The sequence below is a fragment of the Lujinxingia sediminis genome, assembly GCF_004005565.1.
GTDB lineage: Bacteria > Myxococcota_A > Bradymonadia > Bradymonadales > Bradymonadaceae > Lujinxingia > Lujinxingia sediminis.
This window is the reverse complement of the sequence record NZ_SADD01000014.1, coordinates 38,434-50,678: the sequence shown is the minus strand read 5'-3', so window position 1 is coordinate 50,678 and position 12,245 is coordinate 38,434. Positions and strand designations below refer to the sequence as shown.

General features: G+C 63.8%; 8 protein-coding genes. 3 read left to right on the top strand and 5 right to left on the bottom strand.

All coding sequences use genetic code 11. From position 1 onward, the window contains the following. Window positions 1–7: 7 nt before the first annotated feature. The 4 genes from EA187_RS17545 to EA187_RS17530 form a co-directional block, all read right to left on the bottom strand. A complete protein-coding gene (locus EA187_RS17545) occupies window positions 8–2,563 on the bottom strand; it encodes a response regulator (protein WP_164856373.1) in 2,556 nt (851 codons plus the stop codon). Between the two features lie 246 nt (window positions 2,564–2,809). Then, on the bottom strand, window positions 2,810–4,444 hold the full coding sequence (locus EA187_RS17540; RefSeq protein WP_127781095.1) for a hydroxysqualene dehydroxylase: 1,635 nt from the start codon (window positions 4,442–4,444) through the stop codon (window positions 2,810–2,812). A gap of 202 nt (window positions 4,445–4,646) precedes the next feature. Beyond that, entirely contained in the window at window positions 4,647–6,179 is a 1,533-nt protein-coding gene (locus tag EA187_RS17535) for a hypothetical protein (protein ID WP_127781094.1), read from the bottom strand. A 568-nt stretch (window positions 6,180–6,747) separates the two neighbouring features. Continuing rightward, window positions 6,748–6,996 (bottom strand): hypothetical protein, encoded by a 249-nt coding sequence (locus tag EA187_RS17530; RefSeq protein ID WP_127781093.1) that lies wholly within the window; start codon window positions 6,994–6,996, stop codon window positions 6,748–6,750. A 372-nt stretch (window positions 6,997–7,368) separates the two neighbouring features. Between EA187_RS17530 and EA187_RS17525 the strand changes: the two genes are divergently transcribed. The 3 genes from EA187_RS17525 (at window position 7,369) to EA187_RS17515 (ending at window position 11,496) form a co-directional block, all read left to right on the top strand. Beyond that, window positions 7,369–8,313, top strand: coding sequence for a diacylglycerol/lipid kinase family protein (locus EA187_RS17525; protein ID WP_164856372.1), 945 nt, complete (start codon window positions 7,369–7,371; stop codon window positions 8,311–8,313). 69 nt (window positions 8,314–8,382) lie between these two features. Beyond that, on the top strand, window positions 8,383–10,530 hold the full coding sequence (glgP, locus tag EA187_RS17520; protein ID WP_127781092.1) for an alpha-glucan family phosphorylase: 2,148 nt from the start codon (window positions 8,383–8,385) through the stop codon (window positions 10,528–10,530). Window positions 10,531–10,740: 210 nt separating this feature from the next. Further along, the gene (locus EA187_RS17515) at window positions 10,741–11,496 is read left to right on the top strand and encodes a hypothetical protein (protein WP_127781091.1); all 756 of its coding nucleotides are present in this window, start codon (window positions 10,741–10,743) and stop codon (window positions 11,494–11,496) included. A gap of 52 nt (window positions 11,497–11,548) precedes the next feature. On the opposite strand, the gene EA187_RS17510 is transcribed toward EA187_RS17515, so the two are convergent. Then, window positions 11,549–12,178 (bottom strand): cob(I)yrinic acid a,c-diamide adenosyltransferase, encoded by a 630-nt coding sequence (locus tag EA187_RS17510; protein ID WP_115607488.1) that lies wholly within the window; start codon window positions 12,176–12,178, stop codon window positions 11,549–11,551. Window positions 12,179–12,245: the final 67 nt, after the last annotated feature.

Below are 12,245 nucleotides of genomic sequence, written 5' to 3'. Positions count from 1 at the left end.
GCTCGGCTTAGAGCGAAGCCCCGCTGCTCGACTCGATGGCCTGGCGAAGATCGTTGAGCAGCTGCTGCTTCACAAAGCCGCCCTTTTTTAAGATGCGCGTCACATCCTGGCTGAGCCGCTCACGCTGGCGCGCATCGAGGTCGGCCGCAGAGAACACAATCACCGGGATCTGAGCGGCCTCCGGACGACGCCGCAGACGCTCCAGCAGGCCAAACCCGTCGAGGCGAGGCATCATCAGATCGAGCAAAATGGCGCTGGGCATCATGCCGCCGTCGATCACATCGAGCGCCTCCAAACCGTCGCGCGCACCCAGCACCGACCAGCCCCCGCTGCGAATCGTGCGCATCAGAAGTTCACGGGTCGCCGCATCATCCTCGACCACCAGCACCGGCCCCACCCCGGGCGTCTTCACGTGGGTGTGCAGCACCCGCGAGAGCTCCTGACGATCCACCGGCTTGGTCAGGTAATCCGATGCTCCCAGGGAGATCCCCAGGTTCTTCTCACTGATAATCGTCACCATCACCACCGGGATGGCTTTGAGCACCTCATCTGCCTTAAGCCGCTTGAGCATATCCCAGCCGTCGATCTCGGGCATGAGCACATCGAGCGTGATCACATCCGGGCGCACGCGCCTGGCCATCGCCAGCGCCTCTTCACCGCCGGTGGTCGTATGCACCCGAAAGCCCTGCTTGACCAGGTAGCGGGTCATCAGCTGGTGCACCGTGGTGTCATCGTCGATCACCAGCACCCGAGGGGCGTCCTCGGGAAGCGCAGCGAGCTCATCTTCAAGGCTGGAATCCTCCTCCAGCCCCACCAGCACGCGCTCGTCGCTGCTGGCCTCGCCCTCCTCGACCCCCACCTCATCCAGGCACATCGGGATCGTCACGCGAAAGGTCGAGCCCCTGCCCATCTCGCTCTCCACCCCGAGGGTGCCGCCCATCAACTCGGCGAAATGTCGGCTGATCGTCAGCCCCAGCCCCGTGCCCCCGTACTCGCGGGTGGTCGAGTCATCCGCCTGCCGAAAGGCCTCAAAGAGCGCCTCCAGCTTTTCGGGCGCAATCCCGATACCGGAGTCGATCACCTCGAAGCAGCATTGCGCCGCGTTGATCTGCACCACGCGCACCTCGATCGAACCCTCTTCGGTGAACTTCGAGGCGTTGGAGAGCAGGTTGAGCAGCACCTGGCGCAACTTCATGCGGTCCGATCGCAGCGTGCGCGGCGCGTGCGCAAGGCTAACCTCCAGCACATTTTTGTTCTTGGAGATCACCGGCATGATGGTGTCCGAGACCTCCTCGAGAAGCTCATGCACATCGATCGTCTCGACGTACACGTCCATCTTGCCCGCCTCGACCTTGGCCAGATCCAGCACCTGGTTGATCAGCCCGAGCAGGTGACGCCCCGCCTTTCCGATCTTGGTCACATCGGGGCGAAGTTCGGCCGTGTCGACCGTCTCAAGCTCCTGCAAATCATCGAGGATCAGCTCGCTGTAGCCGATAATCGCGTTGAGCGGCGTGCGCAGCTCGTGGCTGATATTGGCCAGAAAACGGCTCTTGGCGTGGTTGGCTTCCACGGCCTGATCGCGCGCAATTTTGAGGCTCTCCTGAAACTCGCGACGCTCGGTGATATCGCGCAGAATCGCCACGAAACGCTCTTCCTCATCGATCCGCGTCAGGCTGAGCTCGGCCGGAAACGCGTGCCCATCTCGCCTGTGGGCCTCGGTCTCATGGCCGTGTCCGAGCCAGGCGCTGATGCCCTCGCGGTTGGGGCGCACCTTGCTGAAGACCTCCTCCTCGCCATCCTGCGACGCCCCCTCACTCGCGTGCGGCGAGGTGGGTGAAGACTGCGCGATCTGGGGGACCATGGTGACGAAAGGGGTTTTCAGAAGCTCCTGATGCTCATAGCCCAGCAGCGCCATCGCCGCGGCGTTCGCTCGCCCGACCTCCCCGCGGCTGCTCAGCATCAGGATCCCGTCGGGTGCCGCATCAAAGATCGCCCGGGTTTGCGCCTCACTGCGACGGACCTCGGCGATCGCCCACTCCTTGATCGTCTCATAGGTCAGCGTGAGCACCATGACCGCGGCAAACATGCCGATGACAAGGCTCATCTCCCAGATCAGCTGCGTGGTATTAAGCAGCACCCCCTCCGGCGGTGCCCCGCGGATAAGACTGACGTAAAAATACGCCGTCGTCGCCGACATGATCACAAGCCAGCCCAGCGCGGAGCGCTTGCCGGCGATCAGCGCGGCAAACATCGCAAAGACCACCTGCCAGATCAGCACCGCCAACCCCAGCTCCCGCGAGGCCACAAAGGCAAAGAGCGCATACCCGCAGAAGGTCAGCCAGTTGCCCACCACCACCAGCGGCACCCGCGCCTTCATCAAAAATGGCCCGGCCACCACCCCGAGAGTTGCCAGCACCGTCGCAATAGGCTCGGCTCGCGTGCCGGTGACCAAAAAGAGGATCGCCGCATAAATCGGCCCAAAAACCGCCAGCGCAAACGAGAGCGCCACCACCACCCGGGCTCGAAAGAGTTTATTGGAATCCTTCAGAGCACCTTCGGGCATGAAGCTCCGCACGCGTTGCTCCATCCATCCTTTCGACTCTACGTCCAACATTGATCCAACCTCATGTGGCGCGCCCGGGCTCCGAAGTCTCGGGCAAGCTTTGCCTCGCCCGATCTCCGCGAGGGGAGGGAGGCGGTGAGGCGAACATATTGCGTGCTTATCAGGTGCGGCGAGCATACGCCCGCAAGCTGCCGAAGGAAAGGATTTTCCGCCTCGCCAGCCCGTGCTGCGCGTGCCCTCCGGGGCTCAAAGATAATCGAGCTGGGGAAGACCCATTTTAAAGCGCAGGCGGTCGATGGCGCGTGCCGGCTTAAAGATCAGCGGCTCCTCCAGCTCGTAGAGCCGGCATAACCCCAGCATCCAGCCTTCCCGGCCCAGGATCCCGTTGACCGCGCGCCGGGCCGCCTCATTGGCCGACTCCATCGTCGCAAGGTCCGTGTTCGTACGCACGTAATCGCTCGCCAGAAAGAGGTTCTCGATCTGCGAGGCGGCCTCCGGCCGGTAGCGCAGCGAGCCCGCCGTGTTCAGCAGGAGCGGCTCGGTGTTCTTCGTCGGCTCTCCCGGCTGAATATCGATCGTTGGCGAGAGGAACCACGTGATGACGTCACCCGGCTCCAGGTAGATGGTGCCGGTGTCGTTCAGGCGCCGTGTGATCTGCGCCCAGACCTCCTCCTTGATCTCCTCGGCGCTGCAATCGCGCGCGGCCTTGCCGTAGAGCACCCCCGGGGTATTCCAGTCGGAGATGCAGATCGACAGAATCCCCTCGAGCTCCCCGTTGCCGTACTCATCAAGATCGATGTCCTCCCAGAAACTCTGCGAGAAGATCGAGGTCAGCGCCCAGGGACTGTCCACATAGAGGATATGCCCGTGGTTGAGCGAGATATTTTTGTTCAAGAAGAACAAAATCCCGTTCATCCAGCCCGTCTGCAGCTGGTCGAGCGTGGCCAGCATCGGATCTTTTTGTCCCATCTGCGATGTGACCTTCTGGGCCATCACCTCCACCGGCAGCGCGCTGACATAGTAGTCGGCCTCCACCTTAAAGGTCTCGCTCCCCTGGGTGATATTCACCCCGCTGATGCGCCCGCTGCTCGCGTCGAACTCAAAGGAGTCCACGCTGGCCCCCGTATGGAAGTTCACACCGAGCTGGGTGAGGTACGCCTCCCAGGGGTCGATCCACACCCGGCTGGTCGGACCGTTGAGGATGCTGTCGACGTGCAGCCAGGGCTGCAGAATCCCCAGCATCAGCTGCACGTAGATGCGTGCCACGGTACGCGAGCTTGAGATCTCGGCCTGCATCGCCACCAGATCGCGGGTGAGCCCCACGGCCAGAAAGTCCACGTACTCCTTGGACTTGCCGTCGGCCTCCACAAAATCCCACCAGGTGATGTCGTCGTACTCGGTGTTGCGCCGCTCGGTGCAGGCGGTGAGAAACTGCAGCACCTTACGCGCAAAAAAGAGCATTTCGCTGCGCGGGATATTCGCCTCATTCTTCACAATAAGGCGGTAGAGCATCTCCCAGTCATCGAGGCGCTCGGGCAGATAGAGCGGAAACGAAATCTCGGTCATTCCCTCGCGCGCCGCCATCACGTGCGTGGTCTCAATGAGGTTGTCGTAGACCCCGCGGCGGTTGGTGCCGTAGGGAATGCGCTTCATCGTGTCGAAGGTGTGTTTGTAGAAGCTCGGAAAGAAGCGAAAGCCATGCTCCCCGGGCAGGGGCTTTCGCCCCCCGCTGGCGGAGTCCGGAACCGGAATGCTGCGCGCCTTGCCGCCGAGCACCTCCAGACGCTCGTAAACCTCCACATCAAAACCACGCTCAGCGAGCTCCTGAGCCGCGCTCATCCCACCGACACCACCACCGAGGATCACGACTTTCTTCGACATCGTCTGCCCGTCTGCAACTACCAGGGTTGACCACCACGCGCGCCCGGCATGCGTTTCAAGCCGAAGAGTAGCGCCACGCGTTTACTGCTTCTTCACATGGCCGCAAACCTTAGCCCCCTCATCCAGGTGGGGCAATAAAGGTTTTTTCCCGGGGGGGCAATGCGCCCCGCTTTGCGGTGTGGGACGATGCGCATCGCGCTCACTACGGCGCCGAAAACGACGCGCTGAGCTGAAACCCGGCGATCTGAGGCGCATAAGGGTGCGCATGAAGCAGATAACGCCCCTCGTCGAGGGTTCTGACCCCGCGCTCCCCCTCCGGACCGCTCGACGCGACGATCGGCTCATCCGGCGAGTCCACCGCATAGATATAGAGATCCATATCACGGCTCGACGAGGGGCCTCGCGCCACATATCCCCCGCTGAGATGGAACGTGATCTCGGTGGGCTCTTTCACATCCAGAAAAACAAACTCGCTGCGACGCGCATCCATCCGCTCTCTGTACTCCAGAGTGGTGTACTCGGTGGTCGGCCGAACCTCCCAGACGGCCAGCGGCTCTTTGACTTCGACTTTAAGTTTGGCGTTGTAGAGCGGCGTCTCCTGCGGGTTGGTGAGCACCGCCTCAAAGGTGGCCGCCTCCTCCAGATAGACCGCCATATCGGAGGGGCCGATCCACAGAGACTGCTCCCCGATGCCGGGGCGATCCGCATCGGCGACCACGACCTCCCCCTCCCGCGACAGCTCCAGGCTGGCCTTCTCCCCGGACCAGTTCCGATGAAACGCCACCACGATCTGCCCGGCCTCACCAGTGATCTGCGCGCGCTGCTCCTCGCCGGGCTCGAACCCGTTTAGCGAGCGCGCCCCGATGCGGTACCAACCATGGGTGTTGGTATGCGTGGCCGTGTCCACATGCACCTGCGTGCCGAGCGCCGGATCGACAAGCCCCCAGAGCACGGGCGCGTGGCGAATCGGCGTCTCGGCGACCTCAAGCTCAGGCCCATCGGCCCGCAAGTCCCCCTTGACCAGACGCAGCCCGTACACCGGATGGCCGTCATCGTGAAAGGACTCCACCCACACGCCCACCGGACCATCGCCCGCGCCTCGGATATCGAAGAGCCCGCTATCGACATGGAGAAAACGCTCCTCCATCGCGCGCCCATCCACCTCCAGAGGGCGCGCTGGCGGAGGGGCCAGAGTTTTGACCACCCCCACAAAATGCGAGTCCTCCCCATACCCTCCATAATCCACATTCATGGACTCCTCGCCGCGAACATTGCTGAGCACATCGAGACGATAGACTCCGTCTCGCGGCAGCATCATCACGCGCCGCGCCATGCCCTGCTCCCCCTCATACGTCAGGTTCCAGCGGATGTATCCGTGAAAGTCACGCACCCTAAACGTGGGATCGACCACGCCTCGTGAATACACCGTGATCGCCACCCACTGGCCCGCGCGCCCCTCGAACTCGAAGTTCGCGCTCTCGCTGTTGCGCTTGTAGGTGCCCGCAAAGATCGCACGCTCCCCCTGCTCTGGCAGCACGATCTCCTGGCGCTCCGCGTCGCTGCCCTGCACCTCGACCTGATCCATCAGATCGTCGGTGATCTCGCGCATCTGCGGGCAATCCCCCTCCCGACACTCGTAGCCAAAACGCTCCTCCGCGGCGCACGCCCCCAGCACCACCACCGCCCCCAACATCCCGAGCGTCGTCCCCAATCTGTTTTTTGTAGTCTGCTTCAAAACGCCTCCCGTTTTCAGATTAAACTCATCTCGTATGACCGCACCTCATAGGTCGAACGGGGGGGGATTTTTTGTGCAAAGAATAACTGGCCGACTTCCCATAACCACGCACAGCACGCCCGACGGCCTGCCGCCTCACCACGACTTCATGCTCATGCATTGACCCCTCCCCCCCACATCCGGGTCCTCCCGACCATCGCCTACCCATTTGGGGTGACCGACTCCCCCCGAAACCAGACCCGGTCTTGTCTCCGAGCGCCGCTAAGCCTCCCAGACCAGAGGCCCTCTGAGCTCGGAGCCTTAATACGCCTCCCGGGCCAGAAACCTTCTTCCCCCTTCGAGGCTCAACACCCTCTGGCCCCGGAGCACTTCTACCACGTTAGGGTGAAGAGCACCCCCTCGCCCCGGAGCCCGTCTGGCCTCCCGAGCCTCGCCAGGCCTCTCGAGCCACCCCACGCGCCTTTTTTGAGCTTCGCCAGGGCGAAAATGCCGCCCGGCCTACCGCCGAGGCTCCGGGCCGCCGCCCCCACGGCGCGCTCCCGCAACGCCTTCGGAGCGCTGCTAAGCCTCAAAACCCGCTCCATGTGCGCCTTCCGACCCGGGTCACCTCCCCCACGGCGCGCTCCCGCAACGCCTTCCGACCCGGGTCACCTCCCCCCTCCCGAATCTCGTACTGGTACTCGGGCTCGTACTGGTACTCGTACTGGTACTCGGGCTCGTACTGGTACTCGTACTCGGGCTCGTACTGGTACTCGTACTCGTGCTCGGGCTCGATCTCGAACCCGCACCCCACCAGACGCCCGCATGAATCGACCAACCCCCGCAAACCCCGGCGCCCCTCAACCCCTCAACCACACAACCACACAACCACACAACCACCTAACCACAAAACGCATCCCACCAGACGCCCGCACGAATCGACCAACACCCGCAAACCCCGGCGCCCCTCAACCACACAACCACACAACCACCTAACCACAAAACGCGAACCCCAACGTCCCACGCCAACTCCCAAACCCACACCAACTCCCAACATCACGAAAAGTTGGCGCCCGCTCACCACCGTTGCCACCCCCCGCACGGATCGTTATCTTACGCGCCGTTTGACTCCTGAGCGCCGCGCTCCGATCGCCTCGCCATGCAGGCCGCGCCGCGCCCCTACTTCACTCACCGTTTTCGCGGACAGCCTATGCCTGGCATCGGAATTATCACCAACCCCCACAGCCGCCGTAACCGCCGCTACCCCGAGCGGATGCGCCGGCTGGGCTACATGCTCGGCCAGCACGACACCTACGAGCTGACCAACCGCGTTGAAGACGTCGAGGAGGTCGCCCGTAAGTTCAAAGAGAGCGGCATCGAGATCCTCGCGCTCAACGGCGGCGACGGCACCAACCACGTCACGCTGACCACCTTTATCAAGGTCTACGGCGACGAGCCGCTGCCGAAAGTCGCGCTCTTGCGCGGGGGCACGATGAACACCGTCTCCAACGCCGTGGGCATCAGCGGGGCGCCCCCCAAATTGTTGGCGAACCTGGTCGAGAAGTACTACACCGGCCAGCCCTTCGAGACGACGCGCCGCGATATCCTCAAGGTCGAAGATGAGTCCGGAGAGCGCTACGGGTTTATTTTTGGCAACGGCATCGTCTCCAACTTTCTCGAAGAGTATTACGCCACCGGCAACCCCAGCCCCACCACCGCCGGGGTGCTCTTGAGCAAGGCCCTGGCCACGATGCCGGTGGGCGGAGAGCTCCCCAGGCGGCTCTTTCGCCCCTTTCACGCCAGCATCGAGTTTGATGAGACCACCTGGGAGGAGCGCGACTACGCCTCGGTGCTTGCCAGCACCGTCGACCAGATCGGCCTTGGGTTTCGGCCCTTTATCCGCTGCCAGGAGCGCGATAACACCTTCCATCTGCTCGGCGTGACCGGCGGTCCGGTGGACATCGCGCTCTCGCTGCCGAGAATTCGCCTTGGCCTGCCCGTCGACGAGCGTAAGATTCGCAGCGAGGTCAGCTCACGGGCGATCTTCCGCTCCTCGGAGCCCATCAACTACACCATCGACGGGGACATGCACGTGGCCCAGTCCGGCGAAGTCACCCTCTCCACGGGCCCCTGCGTGGAGCTGATCATCAAATAGTAGAGGCATCACAACCTACCCGCGCGCTCTCGCCGTCCTGACCGCGCCACTTTTTGGAGCCATGATTTCATGAGCGATTCCTTTGAGCTGGTCGGACATCTAAAGAACTTGAGCGCGAACCTCTGGTGGAGCTGGCATCCCGAGACCTGGGAGATCTTTGAGACGCTCGACGCCGAGCGCTGGGCGCGCCTCCACCACAACCCCATCGCCTTTATCGAGAGCTTTGAGCCCGGGGAGCTCGAGGTGCGCGCCGGCCGCGGGGCGCTGGCAAGCCGTATTCAGCAGGCCGCGCGCCGCCAGGCCGACGAGTTGCGTCAACGCGGGCCCTCCACCCTGCTGGAGGCCGCCCCTCTGCACCGGCGGCCGGTGGCGTATTTCTGCGCGGAGTTCGGCCTGCACGAGTCCCTGCCGATCTATTCGGGGGGGCTGGGCGTGCTGGCTGGCGACCACCTCAAGGCCGCAAGCGACCTGGGCGTACCGATTGTCGGTCTGGGGCTCTTCTACGCCGAGGGCTACTTCCAGCAGGCCCTCGATGAGGAGGGCCGCCAGAGTGAGCTCTACGGACGCACCCGCGTCGACACGCTGCCCATCCGCAAACTTTTGGATGCCGACGGCCAGCCCCGGGTGGTGCAGGTGGAGGTGGCCGGCCGCCCCATCCGCCTGCATATCTGGGAGGCCCACGTCGGCCGCACGCGCCTCTTGCTGCTCGACTGCGACATCGACCTCAACTCGCCAGACGATCGCCGTCTGACCACCCAGCTCTACGGCGGCGATCAGCGCACGCGCATCCGCCAGGAGGTCCTGCTCGGTGTGGGCGGGGTGCGCGCGCTGGCCATGCTCGGCATCCGCCCGGGGGTCTACCACCTCAATGAGGGCCACAGCGCCTTTGCCACCCTGGAGCTCTGCGCGCGCCGCATGGCCGAGGAGGGCATCGACTGGGAGGAGGCTCACGAGCGCGTCGCCCGCCAGACGGTGTTTACCACCCACACCCCGGTGCCGGCCGGCCACGACCGCTTCGCCCCGGAGATGATCGACGAGGCCCTGGGCGATCTTCGTGAGCGCCTTCAGCTCGACCTGCGCGCCTTCCACGGCCTGGGACGCCTCGATCTCGACGACCCCAACGAGCCCTTCTGCATGACCGTACTGGCCATGAAAATGAGCCAGTTCACCAACGGGGTGAGCAACCTCCACGGCCACGTCAGCCGTCAGATGTGGCAGAACCTCTGGCCAGAACGCCCCACCCACCAGGTGCCCATCGGGCATATCACCAACGGCATTCACGTGGCCTCCTTTCTGGCCCCGCAGATGCGCGCCCTCTTCGATCGCCACCTCGGCCCCCACTGGCATACGCGCATGGAGCGCCCCGAGACCTGGCAGGAGATCGCCGCGATGGATGACGGCGAGTTGTGGGAGACGCACCAGATCCTCAAGGCGAAGTTGTTGGACTTTGTGCAGGCGCGCCTGGCCTCCCAGCCCGGCCCCCGCGGCGATGGCCCCGGCCAGGTGCGCCCGGGAAGCGGCCTCGATCAGGACGTCCTCACCATCGGGTTTGCGCGCCGCTTTGCCACCTACAAACGCGCCGACCTGATCTTAAGCGATCTGGAACGCTTTAAGGCGATGATCCACAGCAGCGAGCGTCCCCTCCAGATCATCTACGCCGGCAAGGCCCACCCCGCCGACCGATTTGGCAAGGCGCTGATTGAGAAGATCGTCGGCCTGACCACCGACCCCACCCTCGGCGGCCGGGTGGTCTTTCTGGCCGACTACGACATGAACATCGCCCGCCACCTCGTCCAGGGCGTTGACCTCTGGCTCAACAACCCTCGCCGACCCCAGGAAGCCTGCGGCACCAGCGGTCAGAAGGCGGTCTTCAACGGCGCGCTCAACTGCTCGATCCTTGACGGCTGGTGGGCCGAGGGCTTTGATGGAGAAAACGGCTTCGCTATCGGCCAGGGTGCCGAGCTCCTCAACCCCGAGGAGCAAGACGCCCTCGACGCAAAGGAGCTCTACCGGGTGCTCGAAGACGACGTGCTCCCCCTCTACTACGAGCTCGACCACCGCGGCCTGCGCGCGGGCTGGATCGCGCGCATGAAGTGGGCCATGCTCAGTCTGGGCTGGCGCTACAACGCCCGGCGCATGGTGCTCGATTACCTGCGCCTGGCCTACCTTCCGGCGTTGGGAGCCACCTCAGCCACCGCGCCATACCGGTCGCTTTAATGCTCACGGGCGCACGTTGCTCGCCAACGTCGCCCCTCCATCGCCCGAACGCCTGGCACCCTGATGTTTCTGTCACATCACAGCGCAACGCGACGTCGCGCCGCCCGTCCGAGTGTATGGAGGGCGGCGCTGCTCTGTTCCACGTGGCTCATCGCCATAACGTTCGCCGGTTCGGCTATAGCCCAGACTCCCCCGCCCAACGCCCCCTCCTTGAGCGAGAAGCTCCCCGACAACGTGCGCCTGGTCGGCCCTATCCACGAGCGCTTCGGCCTACGTGTGGGGCTCTACAGCCAGATGCTCTTCGGCGCCGAAGACACCCACCTCTTCCGCTACGCCGATATGGGCTTTCGTTATAAAGGGGGCGAATACCACATCGATGTGCGCGTGCCCGGGCTGATGGTGCTTCCTGACTTCCTCGCCATGATGACCCGCGAGCAGTTTACCGGCCAATTTGAGACCCCTTTTCTGGAATCGATCAACGAGGAGAACCCCGACATCTTTCAGGCCTGGGAGATCCTGCACGCCCGCATGGGCTATCGCTTTCAGGTGCAGCCCCCCGTCCGCAACGAGCGCATACCGCTGCCCGTCGACCTCGCCATCGGTCTCTACGGGGGCGTGGAGATGGTCTTTTTTGAGGTGCGCAAGGACGTCAACCAGGAGCGGATGCGCGAGCTGGGCTACGACGACCCGGTTATGATCGTCGGCGGCTTCTTCGCCTCAGCCGGGCGCAGCACCGAAAGGGTGCAATTCGACGTGGCCCTGGCCCTGGGCACCGCCGTGCGCGGCGAAGAGGCCAACCCGGACCGATCCGTGCTCACCGCCGCGCTCGATCTCGATCTTCTTATTCAAGTTGGCTACGGCACCGGCATCTACCTGCGCCCCCGCGTGCACGCCTACCTCACCGACCTGGACCCGGCGCTCAACATCAGCGCTGCCTTCGCCACCGGCCTCAACATCAGCTTTTAATCCGCCCCGGCCAGGCCGCCCCATCCGCGCTCCCCCCCCAAAAAAAGCCGACTCAGACGTTGGGATCCCAGAGCACCTCATCGCTCCCGGCGGCCACCGAGGCCCAGCGGCTGAACACAAAAAACGCGTCGCTCAGCCGGTTCAAATACGCCACCGCCTGCACATCGACCTCCTCGCTCTCGCCAAGTTTCACCGCCAGGCGCTCGGCGCGCCGGCACACCGTGCGCGCCAGGTGCAGCTCCACGTTCAGCCGCGTGCCCCCCGGCAGAACAAAGGAGCGCAGGGGCGGAAGATCCTCGTTGTAGCGGTCGATCAGCGCCTCCAACTCCGCCACATCCTCGGCATCGACCCGCGGCATCTTCGGGCCCACATCTTCGGGCAGGGTCGCCAGCACACTCCCCAGGTTGAAGAGCTGGTGCTGCACCTTAAAGAGGACTTTGGACAGATCTTCAAAGCCCTCATGACCCGCATAGACCTCGGCTATGGTCTGGCGCGCCGCCCCCACCACCGCGTTGAGCTCATCGACCGTACCGTACGTCTCGATGCGATCGTGGCTCTTCTTCACCTTCTGACCGCCCACCAGCCGCGTGGTACCGGCGTCGCCTTTACGCGTATAGACGCGGTTAATCGCGATGTTCGGGTCCTGAAATTTTTTGTCGTCCTTCTTCTGCTCGCTGCTCATTTAGACCTCACATGTTTCAACACGTTATCAACGACTTAGACCACTACCACCACCATCTCTCTGCACA